Source organism: Pyxidicoccus xibeiensis (assembly GCF_024198175.1).
Classification (GTDB): Bacteria; Myxococcota; Myxococcia; order Myxococcales; family Myxococcaceae; genus Myxococcus; species Myxococcus xibeiensis.
Genome location: NZ_JAJVKV010000011.1, coordinates 278,821 through 296,885, shown reverse-complemented (window position 1 = coordinate 296,885; position 18,065 = coordinate 278,821). Strand labels below are relative to the sequence as shown.

Annotated in this window: 18 protein-coding genes; 14 read left to right on the top strand and 4 right to left on the bottom strand. The window is 71.8% G+C overall.

Translation table 11 applies throughout. The features are described 5' to 3' along the window. Positions 1 to 31 precede the first annotated feature (31 nt). Genes LXT23_RS36725 through uraH form a run of 5 tightly spaced genes read left to right on the top strand, consistent with a single transcriptional unit; the run spans position 32 to position 4,744 of the window. Entirely contained in the window at positions 32 to 1,477 is a 1,446-nt protein-coding gene (locus tag LXT23_RS36725; protein WP_253985081.1) for an FAD/NAD(P)-binding protein, read from the top strand. Then, complete coding sequence (gene allB / locus LXT23_RS36720; protein WP_253985080.1) at positions 1,474 to 2,841, top strand: allantoinase AllB; 1,368 nt, start codon at positions 1,474 to 1,476, stop codon at positions 2,839 to 2,841. The genes LXT23_RS36725 and allB overlap by 4 nt, the downstream gene beginning before the upstream one ends. Before the next feature lie 33 nt (positions 2,842 to 2,874). Next, positions 2,875 to 3,897 (top strand): allantoicase, encoded by a 1,023-nt coding sequence (gene alc / locus LXT23_RS36715; RefSeq protein ID WP_253985079.1) that lies wholly within the window; start codon positions 2,875 to 2,877, stop codon positions 3,895 to 3,897. Then, positions 3,894 to 4,403 (top strand): 2-oxo-4-hydroxy-4-carboxy-5-ureidoimidazoline decarboxylase, encoded by a 510-nt coding sequence (gene uraD, locus LXT23_RS36710; RefSeq protein ID WP_253985078.1) that lies wholly within the window; start codon positions 3,894 to 3,896, stop codon positions 4,401 to 4,403. Before alc ends, uraD begins: the two co-directional genes overlap by 4 nt. Continuing rightward, the gene (gene uraH, locus LXT23_RS36705) at positions 4,400 to 4,744 is read left to right on the top strand and encodes a hydroxyisourate hydrolase (RefSeq protein ID WP_253985077.1); all 345 of its coding nucleotides are present in this window, start codon (positions 4,400 to 4,402) and stop codon (positions 4,742 to 4,744) included. Before uraD ends, uraH begins: the two co-directional genes overlap by 4 nt. A 1-nt stretch (position 4,745) precedes the next feature. Here the strand turns inward: uraH and LXT23_RS36700 are convergent, their stop codons facing one another. The 3 genes from LXT23_RS36700 to LXT23_RS36690 form a co-directional block, all read right to left on the bottom strand. Beyond that, positions 4,746 to 5,153 carry a response regulator transcription factor gene (locus LXT23_RS36700; RefSeq protein ID WP_253985076.1) on the bottom strand — a complete coding sequence of 136 codons (408 nt, stop codon included), beginning with the start codon at positions 5,151 to 5,153 and terminating at the stop codon, positions 4,746 to 4,748. Positions 5,154 to 5,354: 201 nt separating this feature from the next. Then, a complete protein-coding gene (locus LXT23_RS36695; RefSeq protein WP_253985075.1) occupies positions 5,355 to 5,657 on the bottom strand; it encodes a hypothetical protein in 303 nt (100 codons plus the stop codon). 96 nt (positions 5,658 to 5,753) lie between these two features. Beyond that, on the bottom strand, positions 5,754 to 6,437 hold the full coding sequence (locus tag LXT23_RS36690) for a S1 family peptidase (RefSeq protein WP_253985074.1): 684 nt from the start codon (positions 6,435 to 6,437) through the stop codon (positions 5,754 to 5,756). A gap of 419 nt (positions 6,438 to 6,856) precedes the next feature. Here LXT23_RS36690 and LXT23_RS36685 point away from each other — a divergent pair, with 419 nt between their 5' ends. The 7 genes from LXT23_RS36685 to LXT23_RS36655 all read left to right on the top strand — a co-directional run bounded on the left by LXT23_RS36685 (position 6,857) and on the right by LXT23_RS36655 (position 14,677). Then, on the top strand, positions 6,857 to 10,432 hold the full coding sequence (locus LXT23_RS36685) for a protein kinase domain-containing protein (RefSeq protein ID WP_253985121.1): 3,576 nt from the start codon (positions 6,857 to 6,859) through the stop codon (positions 10,430 to 10,432). 49 nt (positions 10,433 to 10,481) lie between these two features. After that, positions 10,482 to 11,138 carry a 2-hydroxychromene-2-carboxylate isomerase gene (locus LXT23_RS36680; RefSeq protein WP_253985073.1) on the top strand — a complete coding sequence of 219 codons (657 nt, stop codon included), beginning with the start codon at positions 10,482 to 10,484 and terminating at the stop codon, positions 11,136 to 11,138. 93 nt (positions 11,139 to 11,231) lie between these two features. Then, the gene (locus tag LXT23_RS36675) at positions 11,232 to 11,882 is read left to right on the top strand and encodes a hypothetical protein (protein ID WP_253985120.1); all 651 of its coding nucleotides are present in this window, start codon (positions 11,232 to 11,234) and stop codon (positions 11,880 to 11,882) included. Positions 11,883 to 11,957: 75 nt separating this feature from the next. Next, positions 11,958 to 13,154 carry an acetyl-CoA C-acetyltransferase gene (locus LXT23_RS36670; protein WP_253985072.1) on the top strand — a complete coding sequence of 399 codons (1,197 nt, stop codon included), beginning with the start codon at positions 11,958 to 11,960 and terminating at the stop codon, positions 13,152 to 13,154. Positions 13,155 to 13,180: 26 nt separating this feature from the next. Beyond that, a complete protein-coding gene (locus LXT23_RS36665; RefSeq protein WP_253985119.1) occupies positions 13,181 to 13,393 on the top strand; it encodes a hypothetical protein in 213 nt (70 codons plus the stop codon). 199 nt (positions 13,394 to 13,592) lie between these two features. Continuing rightward, positions 13,593 to 13,790 (top strand): hypothetical protein, encoded by a 198-nt coding sequence (locus LXT23_RS36660; protein WP_163995518.1) that lies wholly within the window; start codon positions 13,593 to 13,595, stop codon positions 13,788 to 13,790. A 152-nt stretch (positions 13,791 to 13,942) separates the two neighbouring features. Then, positions 13,943 to 14,677 (top strand): DUF1751 domain-containing protein, encoded by a 735-nt coding sequence (locus LXT23_RS36655; protein ID WP_253985071.1) that lies wholly within the window; start codon positions 13,943 to 13,945, stop codon positions 14,675 to 14,677. Between the two features lie 30 nt (positions 14,678 to 14,707). Here the strand turns inward: LXT23_RS36655 and LXT23_RS36650 are convergent, their stop codons facing one another. Further along, positions 14,708 to 16,345 carry a sigma 54-interacting transcriptional regulator gene (locus LXT23_RS36650; RefSeq protein ID WP_253985070.1) on the bottom strand — a complete coding sequence of 546 codons (1,638 nt, stop codon included), beginning with the start codon at positions 16,343 to 16,345 and terminating at the stop codon, positions 14,708 to 14,710. 143 nt (positions 16,346 to 16,488) lie between these two features. On the opposite strand from LXT23_RS36650, the gene LXT23_RS36645 reads away from it, so the two are divergent. Together LXT23_RS36645 and LXT23_RS36640 are read left to right on the top strand one after the other, a co-directional pair. Further along, positions 16,489 to 17,364, top strand: coding sequence for a dioxygenase family protein (locus LXT23_RS36645; RefSeq protein ID WP_253985118.1), 876 nt, complete (start codon positions 16,489 to 16,491; stop codon positions 17,362 to 17,364). Positions 17,365 to 17,394: 30 nt separating this feature from the next. After that, positions 17,395 to 18,024, top strand: coding sequence for a YceI family protein (locus tag LXT23_RS36640; RefSeq protein WP_253985069.1), 630 nt, complete (start codon positions 17,395 to 17,397; stop codon positions 18,022 to 18,024). The last annotated feature ends 41 nt before the right edge of the window (positions 18,025 to 18,065 follow it).

The window sequence follows — 18,065 nt, the reverse complement described above, 5'->3', positions numbered from 1 at the left end:
GGTGACTCGGTGCGCGGCTACGATGTGGGCCATGCGCATCCCCGCCCGTGGTCCCGAGCTGCCGTCCTCTCCCGGCCTCGCCTCGCTGGAGGACGCAATCCGGCGGGATTTGGAGCGGCTGGAGTACCCCCGCCGCCCCTGGGTGCTGCCGCGCTGCACGCGCGACGGGCAGAAGGTCCTGGACGTGCTCGTCATCGGCGGCGGGCAGAGCGGGCTCACCGCCGCCTTCGGGCTGATGCGCGAGCGCGTCACGAATCTGCTGGTGGTGGACGACGGCGAGCCGGACCTGGCCGGGCCCTGGAAGACCTTCGCGCGCATGCACACGCTGCGCACGCCCAAGCACCTCACCGGCCCGGACCACAACCTCCCCAACCTCTGCTTCCAGTCCTGGTACGAGGCCCTGCACGGCGCGGACTCGTGGCAGGCCGTAGAGCGCATCCCCAAGGAGCTGTGGGCGGACTACCTCAACTGGTACCGCCGCACGCTCGACATCCCCGTGCGCTGCCGCACCCGTGTCGGGGCGCTCCGGTGGAGCGCGGAGGAGGAGTGCTTCGTCGCGCCCCTCCTGCACACGCGCGAGGGTGACGCCGGGGTGGTGTACGCGCGCAAGGTGGTGCTGGCCACCGGCATCGACGGCTCGGGCCGCTGGGAGGTGCCGTCCGTGGTGGCCAACCTGCCGCGCGAGCTGTACGCCCACACGCGGGACGCCATCGACTTCGAGGCGCTGCGGGGAAAGAGCATCGGCGTGCTGGGCGCGGGCGCGTCCGCCTTCGACAACGCGGCGGTGGCGCTGGAGCATGGCGCCGCCGAGGTGCGCCTGTTCTACCGCCGCAAGTCGCTGCCCAACGTCAACCCGTACCGCTGGGCGGAGTTCGTCGGCTTCCTCAAGCACCACGCGGACCTGCCGGACGCGGACCGGTGGCGCTTCATCCACCGCATCATGGAGATGGGGCAGCTGCCGCCCGCGGACACCTTCCGCCGCGCCCGGGACTACCCCCAGTTCCACCTGCACGGCGGCAGCCCTTGGCTGTCCGCGGAGGCCGTGGGCGGCCGGGCGCGCATCACCACGCCGGGCGGGCAGTTCACCTTCGACAAGCTCATCGTCGGCAGCGGCACGGTGACGGACCTGTCGCTGCGCCCGGAGCTGGCGCTGCTGCACGAGGACATCGCCCTGTGGAAGGACCGCTACACCCCGCCCCCGGGCCAGGAGCACGCGGACCTGTCGCGCCACCCGTACCTGGGCGCCCACTTCGAGCTGCAGGAGAAGCACCCGGGCCGCGCGCCGCACCTCGGCTCCATCTTCAACTTCACCTTCGGCTGCCTGCTGTCGTTGGGCTTCGGCGGCGCCAGCATCTCCGGCATGAAGTACGGCCTGCCCCGGCTCGTGTCCGGGGTGACGCGGCAGCTCTACCTGGATGACCGGGACGCCTTCTTCGAGTCCCTGGAACGCTACGACGAGAAGGAATTCGAATCATGAACGCAGAGGACTTCGTCCTGCGCAGCCGCCGCGTGCTCACGCCGGGCGGGCTGCGCGAGGCCGCGGTGGTGGTGCGCGACGGCCGGGTGGCCGCGGTGGTGTCCCCCGCGGACGTGCCCTCGGGCCTGCCGGTGACGGACGTGGGCGACAAGGTGGTGATGCCCGGCGTGGTGGACAGCCATGCCCACATCAACGAGCCCGGCCGCACCGAGTGGGAGGGCTTCGAGACGGCCACGCGCGCGGCGGCGGCCGGCGGCATCACCACCGTGGTGGACATGCCGCTCAACTCGCTGCCGCCCACCACCACGCTGGATGCGCTGCTGCTCAAGGCTCGCACCGCCTGGAGCCGCTGCCATGTGGACCATGCCTTCTGGGGCGGCGTCATCCCCGGCAACGCGGAGGAGCTGGAGGGGCTCATCGACGCGGGCATCTCCGGCTTCAAGTGCTTCCTGTGCCCGTCCGGCGTGGACGAGTTTCCCCCCGCCACCCGCGAGGTGCTCGACGTGGCCATGCCCGTGCTGGCCCGCCGGGGCGTGCCGCTCATCGTCCATGCGGAGCTGGAGTCCCCGGTGGACGGCGGCGCGGGCGCCAATCCGCGCACCTACCGGGGGTACCTCGAGTCGCGGCCGAAGCGCTGGGAGGACGATGCCATCCGGATGATGGTGGAGCTGGCGCGCAAGCACCGCTGCCGTGTGCACATCGTCCACCTGTCCTCGGCGGACGCGCTGCCGGTGCTGCGCGACGCGCGGCGCGAGGGCCTGGACGTGTCGGTGGAGACGTGCCCTCACTACCTGTCCTTCACGGCGGAGGAAATCGAGGACGGCGCCACCCACTTCAAGTGCGCGCCCCCCATCCGCGAGGCGGAGAACCGCGAGCGGCTGTGGGCCGGGCTGGCCCAGGGCGACATCGAGCTGGTGGTGTCGGACCACTCGCCCTGCACGCCCGCGCTGAAGCACCTGGAGCGCGGGGACTTCGGCGCGGCGTGGGGCGGGATTGCCTCGCTGCAGCTCAGCCTGCCGGCGGTGTGGACGGAGGCGCGGCGGCGGGGGCACGGGCTGGAGGCGCTGGCGCGCTGGATGTGCGAGGCCCCGGCGCGGCTGGTGGGGCTGTACGGCGTGAAGGGCACGCTGGCGCCCGGCGCGGACGCGGACCTGGTCGTCTTCGACCCGGAGGCTTCCTTCACCGTGGAGGGCTCGCGCCTGCTACACCGGCATCCGTTGACGCCCTACGCGGGCCGGACACTGAACGGCGTGGTGGAGATGACGTTCCTGCGAGGGATGAAGGTCTTCGAGCGCGGCCAGGAGCTGCCGCGCCCGGTTGGACGCTGGGTGCGCCGCCCCGTCGCGGCGCGCGTCGCTGCCTGAAGCAACTGAAGATCCTGGGAGAACACAGAGACCATGCACGCACCCGAGGAAGGGAAGCTGCGCGTTGCCTTCACCGAGCTCATCGACCTGGCCGCCGAGCACGTCGGCGGCCGGGCCCTGCTGGCCAGCGACGAGTTCTTCGCGGCCAAGGAGAACCTCCTGAAGCCCGGCCGGGGCGTCTTCATCCCCGGCAAGTACACCGAGCAGGGCAAGTGGATGGACGGCTGGGAGTCGCGCCGCAAGCGCGTGCCCGGCCATGACTGGTGCATCCTCCAGCTCGGCCTGCCGGGCGTGGTGCGCGGCGTGGACATCGACACCAACCACTTCCTCGGCAACTTCCCCGAGTACGCCTCGGTGGACGCGCTGGAGGTGGAGGGCACGCCCACGCCCGAGACGCTGGCGCAGGCCCGCTGGACGAACATCCTCACGCAGCTGCGGCTGCAGGGCGGCTCGCGCAACCTGTTCCCCATCGCCAGCGAGCAGCGCTGGACGCACCTGCGCCTCAACATCTTCCCGGACGGCGGCGTGGCGCGCTTGCGCGTGCACGGCGAGGTGCGGCCGGACTTCGAGCGCCTCACCCGCGCGGGCGGCACGGTGGACCTGGCGGCGGCGGAGCACGGCGGCACGGTGGTGGCGTGCAACGACGCCTTCTTCGGCCCCAAGGACAACCTCATCCTCCCGGGGCGCGCCGCCAACATGGGCGAGGGCTGGGAGACGCGCCGCAAGCGGACGCTGCCGGGCTTCGACTGGATTGTGGTGAAGCTGGCCGTGCCGGGCTCCGTGCAGAAGGTGGAGGTGGACACCGCGCACTACAAGGGCAACTTCCCCGAGTCGGCGTCCCTCGAGGGCTGCTACCTGCGCGAGCCGGTGGTGGACTTCGCCAACGCGCACCACATCACCTGGACGGAGCTGCTGCCGCGCACGAAGCTGCAGGCGGACCACCGGCACTTCTACGAGTCCGAGCTGACGGCCCAGGGGCCCTTCACCCACGTGCGGCTGAAGATCTTCCCCGACGGCGGCGTCAGCCGGCTGCGCGTCCACGGGCGGCCGGCATGAGCGCGCTGGAAAGGCTCAACAAGCTGCTCGTCTCCGAGGCCCGCGCGGAGATGCTGCGCTGCTGCGGCTCCTCGCGCTGGGCGGACGCCATGGTGCGCGCGCGCCCCTTCCGCGACGCGGAGCACCTGTTCTCCGAGGCGGCGTGGCTCTGGAAGCAGACGGGCCCGGAGGACTGGCGCGAGGCGATGACACACCACCCGCGCATCGGCGACGTGTCGCAGCTGCGGGCGAAGTTCGCCTCCACCGCCAGCTGGTCCTCGCAGGAGCAGGGCGGGGTGAGTGGCGCGGACGAGGCGGTGCTCCAGGGGCTGGCCGAGGGCAATGCACAGTACGAGAAGCGCTTCGGCTTCATCTTCCTGGTGTGCGCCACGGGGAAGAGCGCGGCGGAGATGCTGGAGCTGCTGCGCGAGCGGCTGGACAACGCGCCGGACGAGGAGCTGCGCATCGCCGCCGGCGAGCAGGCGAAAATCACCCGCATCCGTCTGGAGAAGCTGCTGGCGTCATGAGCACTCTTTCCACCCACGTCCTCGATACGAACCGGGGCCGCCCCGCCGCGGGCGTCCCCATCACCCTGGAAGTGCAGGGGCCCTCGGGCACCTGGAAGGAGCTGGCGCGCGGAGTCACCAACGACGACGGGCGCGTGCGCGACTTCCTGCCGCAGGGCGCCCGCGTGGAGCCGGGCGTCTACCGGATGGCCTTCGACACGGGCGCGTACTTCCGCACGCTCGGCGTGAAGGGCTTCTACCCGTCCGTGACGGTGGTGTTCGAGCTGGCCGCGCCCGACGAGCACTACCACGTGCCGCTGCTGCTGAGCCCCTTCGGCTACTCCACGTACCGGGGGAGCTGACTCAGCCCTTCTTGCCCATGGCCTTGGCGGGAGGCGGGATTCCGCCGTCCCGCCGCAGCAGCGCGTGGAGCTGGGCGATGAGCATCGTGGGCTTCGCCGGCTTGACGAGGTACGCATCCGGGGCGCCCTGGTCCGGGCCGACGTCCTCACGCGCGGGATAGCCGCTGACGAAGACGACCGGGATGTCCTTCAGCGAGGGCTCGGCGCGGAGGCGGCGGCACAGCTCGTAGCCGTCCATGCCGTCCATGTTCACGTCGGACAGCACCGCGTCCGGCGGGTCCGCCAGGGCCTGCGCGAGACCGGATTCTCCGTCCGCCGCCGTGGTGCAGTCGAAATCGCCGGAGAGCAGGAGGCGCAGCGTCTCCCGCATCGTCCAGGAGTTCTCCACGATGAGGACCTTCGGCTTCACGGTGCTCCGACTCCCAGGGTGGGTGAGGCGATCGGCCAGGACCGAGCGCGCCGGTTCCTTTCGACTGCGCCTCCAGCATCACCGCACCGCGCACGCCGAGCAAGGGGTCCGCGCCACCCCCGCTCGGGGTGCGGGGGCCCCACCGGGTGTCTCGCCTCGCCGGGCGCGGCCTGGAGCGTCCGCCCCCGGCGGGTGAGGGCCCTACTCCTCAGGTGGGGGATTCACCAACCCCCGGCGGGACACCTCGGAGTTCGGCTCCTCGTCGCCCCGGGCCTCGCGCTCGGGCACCTTCTCCGTGGTCCACTCCTCGCCGCGCTCGACGCGCTCCTCCCACGTCGTGTCCGAGTGGGGGCCCCGGTTGGCGTCGCGCTCGCTCGCCAGCCGGCGGGCCACCTCGGCCGCGCCGCGGTCCTGCGCGTCCTCCATCTGCCCCCGGTTGCGGGGCTGGAAGTTCTCGCCCCGGGGATGCTCGTCGTTGGGACCCTTGCCCTTGTTGCCCGCCATGGTGTCGCCTCCGTGTGTGCTCACGCCGCACGGCACAAGTTCGGAAGCAGCGGAGCAGCGGGCAACCGACGCCAGCCTGGCCGTCCGGCCGGTGGGCTAGCGCGGCCGGGCGGGTCCCTTTCGCGCCATCCGAGGGCCCTGCCCGGACAGCTCCTGCACGCGCATGCCCAGGCCATTCGTGGGCGTGGCGATGCGGCAGGCCGCGCCGCCGTGCACCAGGCCCACCACCCGCATCTGCAAGTCGACCAGCGGCGCGCCCGAGTCCCCCGGCTCGCCCCGCATGGTGGTGAAGAGCGCGGCGGGGACTCCGGGCAGCGAGGGACACGGGCCCAGCCGCTCCACCATCGCCTCCTGCGGCTCGCCCGGACGGTCGTTCCGGCCGGCGAACACCAGCCCGTCACCGGGCGCGGGCAGGGCGTCCGCCACGTCCAGGGGCCGCACCGGCGCCCGCTCATCCAACCGGATGACCGCCACGTCGCGCCCCCGGTCCACGTCGACGTAGGTGCCAGCCAGCCGCTGTCCGTCCAGGAACGACACCTCCACCCGCCTCTGGGCCGGACGGACACAGTGCGCGGCGGTGAGCGCGTGCCGGCCGTCCTCCACCACCACGCCCGCGCAGTGGCCCGCGTCCAGCGTCACCGTGGCCGCCTCCACGTCCTCCACGTCCGCGGGCGCGGCGTCGTCCCGAGGCGCCTCCGCAGGCCGTCCCTCACATGCCGCCAATGCCAGGCCCGCCAGGGCCGACGCCCACCTCCGCCACCGCTTCGAGCCCGCTCGCATCGTCCGCCTCCCTCGCGGGGCACAGCCCCTTGGTTGGCGTCCCCGCGAGGAAGGATGTGCACCCACCCACAGCGCCCCTCAGGCAGGGCCGTCGGGCAGGCACGCGGCCGGGGCTCGCAACGGCTGACGCTTGCCGTCACGACACGGAGCGCCGTTCCGCTGTTACATGTGTCAGGGCCCTCCGCGTGCCATGTGCCTCAGTGACAATGGAATGTGCCGGTCCCATGGAAACGTGATAGTCCTTTGACCCCTGGATTCCGCTGACCCGCCGGGTCCACCCCACCTTCGTGAGCGACGAGGAGAAGACAGCCGTCCTGGACGAGCGCAGCCGTCCTCCAAGTTCATGGGGGGACCGCCTGCGTACGCCCATCACCCTGCCGGTGGCGGGGGACGGGGAGCGCCGCTCGCTGGATGTGGGCATGGTGGTGACGGGGCGCTACCGGGTGGAGGGGCTGCTGGGCGAGGGCGGCATGGGCCGCATCTGGCTGGCGGCGGACCTGCACGAGCAGCGCAAGGTGGCGCTCAAGGAGATGCAGGTCCCCGCGGGGCTGACGGTCGCGAAGACGGAGGAGCTGGTGCTGATGTTCCGGCACGAGTTCTTCGCGATGAAGAAGCTGCAGCACCCCGGCACGCTGAAGGTCTTCGACTGGGGCATGACGGAGGCCGGCAACCGCTTCATCACCATGGAGGTGGTGGACGGCAAGGACCTGAGCTCGCTGGTGCGAGACACGCCGCTGGACACGCCGACGCTGTACCGGGTGCTCATCCAGATGGCGCAGGTGCTGGCCTTCCTGCACTCGCGGCTGTACGTGCACTGCGACATCAAGGCCAGCAACGTGCGCATCACCCGCTCCGGCGCGGTGAAGCTGATGGACTTCGGCGTCATGCACCAGCTGGGCACGCCCAGCCCCGGGCGGCTCAAGGGCACGCTGGAGTACCTGGCCCCGGAGTGGCAGCGCGGCGCGAGCATCGACGGGCGCGCGGACCTCTACTCGCTGGGGGTGATGGCCTACTACCTCGTCGCGGGCCGGCTGCCCTTCAAGCGCAACACCCCGGCGGCGCTGCTGGCGGACCACCTGACGCGCCCGCCGCCGAGGCCGTCCACGATATGCCCCGTGGAGCCGCGGCTGGAGGAGCTCATCCTCACGCTGCTGGCCAAGGACCCGCGCGAGCGCTTCCAGGACGCCGGCGAGCTGCTGGAGGCGCTGTGCCACGCCAGCGGTGAGCCGCTGCCGGAGGAGACGCTGTCGGCGCGCGCCAGCTACCTGCACGTGCCGGAGGTGGTGGGGCGCGGGGCGGAGCTGGAAGCGCTGATGAACGCGCTGGCCGAGGCGGACTGGGGCCAGTCACACGCGGTGCTCATCGGCGCGCCGGCGGGCGTGGGCAAGACGCGGCTGCTCCAGGAGTTCGAGCTGCAGGCGAAGCTGGCGGAGCTGCCCTTCGGCCGCGGGCAGTGCCGGGCCGAGGGCCAGGCGCCGCTGGCGCCGATCACGCAGGCGCTGCGCTGCCTGCTGCCGCACACGCCGGTGGAGCTCTTGGAGCGGCTGTCGCCGAAGCTGGGGCGGCTCTTGCCCGGGCTGGGGCCGGACGCCGTCGCGGTGCCCCAGGCGGTGGGCGAGGAGAAGCTGGCCTTCTTCGGCGCGCTGGCCGAGTGGGTGCAGGCGCTGGGACGGCAGATGACGCTGGTGCTGTGCTTCGAGGACTTGCAGTGGGCGGACAGCGCCACGCTGGAGGTCCTCAACGTGCTCATCCGCACGCTGCACGGCACGCGCGGCATGGTGGTGGGCACGTTCCGCTCCGGCGAGCTGAGCCGGCTGAGCCTGGCCTTCCAGACGGTGGACGAGAAGCTCACCACGCGCATGGACCTGGAGCCGCTGGCCGCCGAGCACGTGCGCACGCTGGTGGAGCTGGCGCTGCCCGGCCTGTCGGTGCCCGAGGGCTTCGTGACGCGGCTGCACGCCACCACGGGCGGCAACGCCTTCTTCGCCACCGAGTGCCTGCGCGCGCTGGTGGAGGAGAACGCGCTGGCGCGCGTGGGCGGCCGGTGGACGGCGGCGGAGGGGCTGGACACCCGGCCCCTGCCCGCCAGCATCCAGGACGCGGTGCTGGCGCGCCTGGGCACCGCGCCGCCGGAGCAGGTGGCGCTCTTGCGCAAGCTGGCGCCCGCGGGCCGCAGCCTGGAGCTGCCGATGGTGCGCGCGCTCGCGGAGCTGCCCGAGGTGGAGCTGTTCGCGGTGCTGGACGGCATCGTCGAGCGGCAGTTCCTCCAGGAGGTGGAGGGCCGCTACATCTTCACGCACGACACCGTGCACCAGGCCGTCTACGACACCACGCCCGAGGACGTGCGGCGGGTGGCGCATGGCCAGGTGGCGCTGGCGCTCCAGACGCTGCACTCGCAGCGCTCGGACCTGTCGCGCACGGTGGGCTGGCACTACCTGCGCTCGTCGGAGCCGGAGCTGGCCATCGGTCCGCTGCTGGACGCGGGCCGGGCGGCCATCGAAGCGCAGGCGCTGCTGGAGGCGACGCTGCTCCTGAAGGAGGCGGCGGCGCTGCTGGAGGCCGCGCCGGACTTCCCCGGGCGTGACAGGCTGCTCTTGCGCATCTGGGTGACGATGGTGGAGGTGGGCTACTCGAGCGACCCGCCGATTTCGCTGAAGTTCGTGGAGAAGCTCTTCGCGCACTGGGCGGCCACGGTGGACCTGGAGGAGGGGCGGCGGCAGGCGGCGGCGGCCCTGGAGGCCGCGTGCGCGGCGCCGGAGGCCGAGCGTCCCGCGCGGCTGCGGGAGCTGTTCCGGGAGCGGGAGGCGGACGCGTATGCCTCGCCCCAGGATGTCTTCTGGAAGAAGGCGGAGCTGCAGATCCTCCAGGGCATGGCGCTGGCCATCGTCGGCCGCACGGCGGACCTGACGGCGCTGCTGGCGCGCGTGGAAACCGAGCAGCCCGAGGTGTCGCCGTACCGCGCCGCGACGCTGCTGGCCCCGGCGGTGCTGTGCGCGTACACGGGCCGCTTCGCGGGCGTGCTGGAGTCGCAGTTCGAGCAGCTGGAGCGGCTGCGCGGGCTGCGCGAGGTGATGGGCCGGCTGCCGCGGCGCCTGGCGTGGGCGCTGGGGATGGGCGGCTACATGATGAACATGAACCTGGCGCTGCGCGGCGAGCCACTGGACGCGCAGGCCACGCGCGACGGGTACGCGGTGGCGGAGGCGCACGGGTTCACCGACGTGCGCGCCTTCCATCTGTTCTCGGTGGTGTCGCGCGCGGCCTTCACCGGGGACGGCGCGGCCTTCGTCCCGGCCTTCACGGAGAAGACGGACCTGGTGCGGCGGCTGGGCAACCCCCGGCTGATGGAGCGCAACCTGGCCCTCTTCACGCCGCCCTACTACCTGGAGCGCGGCGAGCACGAGCACGTGGCGGCGGTGGTGACGCGCGGGGAGACGCTGGTGGGGGTGCTGCCCGGAGACCGGTGGCTGCAGGCCCACGTGCAGGTGTACCAGGCGTGCCGGGACGTGCTCTTCGAGGACGCGGCGGCGGCGCGCCAGTCCCTGCCCAAGGCGCTGGTCGCGGCGCGGGAGAACGGCCTGCGCATGGAGACGCTGCTGCGCGTGTACCAGTCCCGCTTCGAGCGGGAGCAGGGGAACACGCTGGCGGCGGCGGAGGCCGCGGAGGCGGCGCTGACACGGGCGTTGGATCCGATGCTCGCCAACCCGTGGGACGAAATCCTCGCCCGCCGCGCGGTGGCGGCGCTGCTGCCCGGGGACGAGGGCGGCGCGCACCTGCGGCGCGCGCTGGCGCTGGGCGAGCTGACGGGCAACGTGCTGCAGATGGGGTTGGTGCGGCTGTCGCTCGCGGAGCGTGCGAACGGGACGGAGGCCGCCGTGGCGGAGCTGGAGGCGGCGGAGGCGCTCTTCACCGAGGCGCGGGCCACCAACCTGCTGGCGATGGCCAGCTCCCTTCGCGGGGCGCTCCAGCGGCGCGCGGGTGTCCGGCAGAGCGCCTGAGCGCACCGGATGCCGTGAGGCAGATGCCGGACGGGGCTAGAGTTCCCGCATGGCCCGAGCTCCCCTCCGCTTCTGCCTGGACTACCTGTCGCCCTACGCCTACCTCGCCTGGACGCGCATGCCCGCCCTCGCCGCGCGCCATGGCCGCGTCGTGGAGCCCGTGCCCGTGCTGCTGGCGGGCCTGCTCAACGCGCTCGGCAGCGTGGGGCCGGCGGAGATTCCGCCCAAGCGCGTCTACGTCTTCAAGCACACGTACCGCATCGCCCATGGGTTCGGCGTGCCGCTCGTGCCGCCGCCCTCGCACCCGTTCAACCCGCTGCTCGCGCTCCGGGTGACGGCGGCCGTGGAGGACCTGGAGGCCCGGGGCCGGCTGGTGTCCGCCCTCTATGCTTCCGTCTGGGGGGGAGGGAAGGGCGCGGAGACGCCCGAGGCCGTGGGCGCCGCCCTCCAGGCCGCCGGGCTCGACGCCCCGGCGCTGCTGGCCGCCGCCGGGACGCCCGAGGTGAAGGAGCGCGTGCGCCGCAACACCGAGGAGGCGCTCGCCGCCGGGGCCTTCGGCGTCCCCACCATCCTCGCGGACGGGGAGGTGTTCTTCGGCGTGGACTCGCTGGAGCACCTGGAGCAGTTCCTGCGGGGCGAGGACCCCGTGTCCCAGGTGGACCTCGAGCGCTGGCGCGACCTGCCCTCGACGGCGTCCCGGCGCTGAAGCGGGCGCACCGGGCCTCCGCTTTCCGGTAGGGTGCCCGGTCCCCGCCCTCCGGCGCCTCGGCCGCCACGTCCTCGAGGTCCCTCCTTGCGCATGAACATCCTCGTCGAGCTGGGCATCGCCGTCGCCGGCCTGGTGCTCGCCTGCGTCCTGCTGGCGCTCAACCTCTGGCGCGCCATCCTCTACCTCTTCCCCGGCAGCGTGCGCGTGGAGCCCGAGGCCCCCGCGGACCAGATGGACCTCCCGCTGGAGCTCGGCCCGCTGGCCACGCAGCTGCAGGCGCTCGGCTTCGTGCCGCTGGGCAGCCACGAGGAGAAGCCCCGCCTCCAGCGCGCCACGCGCTCCTATGACTGGGGCCACCCCGGCGAGCGCGTCTTCGCCACGCTCCACCGGGGCCAGGACGGCACGCCCCGTCTCTACTTCCTCACGCCGCTGGCGCCCGAGGGCTTCGTCATCACCGCCGGCTACCGCCGCCCCGCCCTGGAGGTGCCGGGCGTCTACCGCTCGGGTTCACTGGAGGACGCTTCGCCCGAGCGCCTGCTGCGCGCCCACCTGCGGCGGATGGAGGGGCTCACCCCCGCCCCGACGGGCTTCACGTGGGAAGGACGCGTGGAAGCCGGGCGTTCCTGGTACCAGGGGCTCGGCCGCAAGGAGATTCGGCGGCAGAACCTGCAAGGCTTGTTGTGGACCGTCATGGCCCTTGCCATCGTCGCCAGCGCCTTCCTGGGACGGCGGCTCTCCTGACGACCCCGCCCCACACCTCACGACGTCACGGCGCGCGTGCACCGCGCGCCCCATGAGAGTAGGTAGACGACCACCATGAAGAGCGTGTCCAAGACCGAGGAGATCTACTTCCTGTCCGGCAAGCGCACCCCGTTCGGTACCTACGGGGGAGCCCTGAAGGACCTCAGCGCCACCGACCTCGCCGTGGAGTCGGCCCGGGCGGCCCTCGCCCAGGCGAAGGTGTCCCCGGAGCAGGTCCAGCACGTGGTGTACGGCAACGTCGTGCAGACCAGCTCGGACGCCATCTACCTGCCGCGTCACGTGGGCTTGCGCACCGGGGTGCCCGTGCCCGTGCCCGCGCTGGGCGTCAACCGGCTGTGCGGCTCCGGCTTCCAGGCGTTCGTCACCGCGGCCGAGATGATGCTCACCGACCAGGCGGCCTGCGTGCTGGCCGGCGGCACGGAGTCCATGAGCCAGGCGCCCCACGTCATCCGCGGCGCCCGCTGGGGCCTCCCGCTGGGCAAGGGAGGGCTGGAGGACATGCTCTGGACGGCCCTCACCGACAGCTACACCGGCCAGGCCATGGCGCTCACCGCCGAGCAGCTCGCGGTGGACTACTCGCTCACCCAGGACCAGGTGGACGAGTACGCGGTCCTCACGCAGAAGCGCTTCGCCGCCGCGCAGGAGGCGGGCCGGCTCAACGACGAAATCGTCCCCGTCACCCTCAAGGGGAAGAAGGGCGACACCGTCGTCTCGCGCGACGAGCACAACCGTCCGGACACCACGGTGGAGGGGCTGCGAAAGCTGCCCAAGGTCTTCAAGAAGGACGGCGTGGTGCACGCGGGCGCGGCCAGCGGCATCTGCGACGGCGCGGGCTCCATGGTGATGGCCACGCGCAGCTTCGTGGAGAAGCACGGCCTGAAGCCCATGGCCCGGCTGGTGAACTGGGGCGTGTCCGGGTGTGACCCGAAAGTCATGGGCATCGGCCCGGCGCCGGCCATCCGCCGGCTGCTGGAGCGCGCGCAGTGCCAGCTGTCGGACGTGGACCTGTTCGAGGTCAACGAGGCCTTCGCGCCGCAGTACCTCGCGGTGGAGAAGGAGCTGGGCCTGCCGCGTGACAGGACCAACGTCAACGGCGGCGCCATCGCCGTGGGCCACCCGCTGGGGGCCTCGGGGGCTCGCATCACCACCACGCTGGTGTACGAGCTGAAGCGTCGCGGCGCTCGCTATGGTATCGGGTCTGCCTGCATCGGCGGCGGCCAGGGCATCGCGGTGCTGGTCGAGGCACTCTGATGGCCGCACAGGACACGGGACGCGAGATGAGCAACGAGGTGGACGCGAAGACGGCCCGTGAGCGGGCCAAGGCCATCGCCGAGCAGCGCCGCGCGGAGCGCCGCAACCGCAAGCGCAAGTGCGTGGTGTGTGGCGTGGAGGAGAGTGACAAGACGCCGCTCACCGCCCACCCCGAGGGCATCGGCCCTGCCTGCAAGGACGAGGTCGCCTGCCTGTCGCGCAAGGCCGCCGGCCGCTGACGCAGGGCGCTGAAGCAGGGCGCCCCGCCTCCCACCTTCGCGGAAGTCGGGCTTCTGTCCGACGATGAACTCCACGCCCCGTGTGCCCGGGGGCCCACCCGGGGCAGGGCTGGTGGGGCCGGAATGTCGGCCCCGTTTCTTGAAGGTGGAATCGTCTCGGGGTAAACGTCTGGAATCTCTGGTTTAGACGAGGGTCGGAATGGGCGTTATCAGCTTCACGGGAGTCAAGGTGTTCTCCACCACTCTCGCGCGTGATCGCGAGAACATGGGCGAGAACATCACCAAGTGGCTCAAGGAAAACCCCAACGTCGAAGTGGTGGACAGAGTGGTGACGCAGTCCTCCGACAAGGAGTTCCACTGTCTGACCATCACGCTCTTCTACAAGCCGAAGGCCTGAGCAGCGGCGAAGCGGTGAGAAGAGTCGGTGTGCGAGGGCGCTCTCCCTGGTGACGGGGATGGGCGCTCTTGTCGTTTGGGGTTGCGAAGCGGGCGGGGTTCCACCACCTTTGGACGGCTCTTTCTATGAGCGGCGACTGGGAGGAGTACTGAATGCGACCGATGCGCAGCTTCGGCGGCAGGGGTGGTGGCGGCGGGCTGCCCGGCCTGGAGACGATGGCGTCCAAGCTGGCGGTGGCGCTGGTGGCCGGCTCCGTGCTGTACCACCTCACGAAGGGAGCGCAGGGCTCGCTGCTGCTGCTGCTGCCGGACCTCGTCTTCACGCGCCTGCTGCTGTGGCAGCCGTTCACCTACGCCTTCATCGAGGCGAGCCCGTTCGGCATCATCTTCGGCGCCATCATCACCTGGTCCATCGGCGGCTACCTGGAGTCAATCTGGGGTGGCAAGCGCCTGCTGCTGGTGGCGGTGGGCATCACCGTGCTGTCCGGTTTCATCACCTCGCTGCTGGCGCTGCTGGTGCCCGGGGCGACGATTCAGGCGTACGTCGGCGGCAACGTGATGACCACGGTGCTGTGGGTGGCGTACGGGCTGAGCATCGGCCGGGGTGAGACGAACTTCTGGGGCATCCCCCTGTCGGGCAACGCGCTGGCCGGAGTGGGCGCGGGCTTCGTGGTGCTGATGGCCATCGTCGGCGGGTGGCAGACGCAGGTGCCGGACCTGCTCGCGCTGGGCCTGGTGTTCGCCTACGTGCGCGGCGCCAGCCCGCGCCGGCTGTGGCTGCACCTCCAGCACTGGCGCCTGCAGCGGCAGCTCAAGGACCGCTCCAAGCACCTGCACGTGGTGCCCAAGAACCAGGCCCGGCCGGACCGGGACCAGTTCCTCAACTGACACACCCTGTGCCCCGGCGCGGCCCTCGACTCAGTGGGCCGCTTCGGGGTGCCCGTACTGCTTGAGCTTGCGGTAGAGCGTGGCCACGCCGATGTCGAGCTGCTCGGCGGTGCGGGCCCGGTTGCCGCCGTTTCGCGCCAGCACCGCGAGGATGTACTCCTTCTCCATGTCCTCCAGCCGGCGCGGGTTGCCGTTGGGCACGAGGCTGGGCGGCGCGGCGCGGACCTCCTCGGGCAGGTCGTCCCGCTCCACCCGCTGGCCCTCGCACAGCGCCACCGCGCGCTCCACCGCGTTGCCCAGCTCGCGCACGTTGCCGGGCCACGGGTAGCGCAGGAGCTGGTCGGCGGCCTCGGGGGACAGGCCCGACACCTTCCGGCCCAGCCGCTCGGAGGCCTCGGCGAGCAGCACGCGCGCCAGGGGGAGGATGTCCTCGCGCCGCTCGCGCAGCGGGGGAATCTTCAGCTCGATGACGCGCAGGCGGTAGTAGAGGTCCTGGCGGAAGCGGCCCAGGCGCACCTCCTCGGCGAGCTCCCGGTTGGTGGCGGCCACCACGCGCACGTCCACCTTGCGGTTGGTGTTCTCTCCCACGCGCCGCACCTCCCGCTCCTGGAGCGCGCGCAGCAGCTTGGCCTGCATGGACGCGGGCACCTCGCCCACCTCGTCCAGGAAGAGGGTGCCGCCGTGCGCCGCCTCGAAGAGGCCCGCCCTGTCGTGGGTGGCGCCGGTGAAGGCGCCGCGGGCGTGGCCGAACAGCTCGCTCTCCAGCAGGCTCTCGGTGACGGCGGCGCAGTTGACGGCGACGAAGGCCTTGTGCGCGCGGCCGGACTCGTCGTGGATGAGGCGGGCGATGCGCTCCTTGCCCACGCCGCTCTCGCCGGTGACGAGCACCGTGGAGTCCACCTTCGCCGCGCGGCGCGCCAGGTTGATGACCCGCTGCATGGCCTCGGAGCGCGCCACCATGCCCGCCGGGTCCTCCGTCACGCCCGCGCGTGCGAGGGACTGGCGCTTCGCCCGCAGCTTGCGCTCGGCCTGCTTGAGCGCGTCCGTCACCTGCGCCAGCACGCCCTCCATGCACTGCGTCTCGTAGAGGCGCAGCACCTCGGTGCACTCGGTGCTCCACTCCTCGGCGGGACGGCCCACGAAGTGGCAGGCCGCGTCGCCCTTGCCCACGCAGCGCAGCTCCGTGCCGTAGATGGGCTTGCCGTTGACGTAGCTCATGTACCCGGACGCGAAGCCGGTGAGGCTCCAGCACACCGGCTGGTCCGACTGGCCCAGGTGCAGCAGGTGCTGCTCGGCCTCGTAGGAGTCGCGCCACTGCGCCTCCGCGAAGGGCTCCGGGCCCTCCTCGGGATGGCGCTCCACACGCTCCACGCGCACCTGGCCCTGGAGCGTGTGCAGCCGCCCACCGGCCCTCCGCCAGACGGACTCGTCCGTCCACGGCACCGCCGTCTTCATGGCCTCCGCCGTGCGCCAGCCATGCGCGTACCCCAGCCGGGTGAAGATGCCGCGCGCCGCCGTCATCCCCAGCAGGCCCACGAGCTCCTTGCGCAGCAGCCCCAGCGCTACCGGGTCCATCAGCAGCACCCGCTGCCCCGCGAAGTGCATGGGCCCGCCCCCCGGCTCGAATGACAGCAGCTCAGTCAAGCCCAGCTCGAAACGGCCAGCCACGCTGTACAGCCCCCTTCCAGAGTGATGTGTCTCTCTATCGTTATGAGAGGCCGGGTGCACGTCCCGTCAGAAGCTCGGAGTCATTCCAACAGGTTGGCGTGTTACGTGCCTTGGTCCTGGGGTTGCAGTACAAGCCCATCGCGATGGGTGACGGTCTCGACAGAAGGGAAGTCCTGCAGGGCGCGGCGGCCGCCGGGGTGGCGGGCGTGCTCGGCGGGGGCCCGTCCGCCAGCACGTCGGTGGCGCCCGCGGTGTTCGTGTCGCACGGCTCGCCCATGGTGGCGCTGGACGCGGACGCGTACCCGCAGTCGCTGAAGGCCCTGGGAGACAGCGCGGCCTCGGTACGGGCGCTGGTGGTGGTGTCGGCGCACTGGGAGACGCCCGGTGAGGTGCGCGTCACCGCGAGCGCCCGGCCTCCCCTCATCCATGACTTCTACGGCTTTCCGGAGCCGCTCTACCGCCTGCGGTACGACGCGCCAGGCGAGCCCTCGCTGGCGGCGGACGTGGTGACGCGGCTGAAGGCGGCCGGGCTGCGCGCGGCGGCGGACGCGGAGCGGGGCCTGGACCATGGCGCCTGGGTGCCGCTGCTCCATGCCTTCCCGCAGGCGAGGCTGCCGGTGGTGCAGGTGTCGCTGCCGACCATCTCGAGCCCCGCGGAGGTGGCGCGGGTGGGCGAGGTGCTGCGGCCGCTGCGCGGCCAGGGCGTGCTGCTGATGGGCAGCGGCGGCATCGTCCACAACCTGCGCCGGCTGAATTTCCACGACAAGCTGGCGTCGGTCGAGCCGTGGGCGCAGGCGTTCGACGGTTGGGTGGCGGCGAGACTGGAGGCGCGGGACTTCTCCGGCCTTCAGGCATGGTTGGATGCACCGAACGCGCGGCTCGCGCATCCGAGAGCCGAGCACTTGATGCCCCTGTATTTCGTCCTCGGTGCTGCCCTCCCCGAGGACCGTCTCACCCCCGTGTTCGAGGGCTTCCATCACGGAACCTTGTCCATGCGCAGCTTCGCGCTGCGCGGCTGAAATCGCAGTTCCCCAAGGAGTACACACCTCATGAAGACGTCCCTGAAGAGCGCTGTTGCCCTGCTGATTGCCGTCCCGTCCCTGGCGTTTGCCGCCAACTACGAGATTGACGGCTCCCATTCGAGCGCCGGTTTCACCGTGCGGCACATGATGGTGTCCAACGTGAACGGCTCGTTCAACGTGAAGAGCGGCACCGTCAACGTGGACGACAAGGACATCACCAAGTCCACCGTGGAGGCCGTCCTCGACGCCACCACCGTCAACACCGGCAACGCCAAGCGCGATGAGCACCTGCGCGCGCCGGACTTCTTCGACACGGCGAAGCACCCCACCATCACCTTCAAGTCGAAGAAGGTGGAGCAGGCCGGCGAGGGCAAGCTGAAGGTCTCCGGCGACCTGACCATGCACGGCGTCACCAAGCCCGTCGTCCTGGACGTCACGGGCCCGTCCAAGGAGTCCAAGGACCCCTGGGGCAACACCCGCACGGGCGTGACGGCGACCACCAAGCTGAACCGCAAGGACTTCGGCCTGACCTACAACACGGCGCTGGAGACGGGCGGCGTGGCGGTGGGTGAGGAAGTCACCGTGAACCTGGACCTGTCCCTGGTGAAGAAGCAGCCGGCGCCTGCCGCGGCCCCGGCCGCCGCGGGCAAGAAGTAGTCCGAAGGCGACACGGTTACCGCTGAATGACGGAGGGGCCT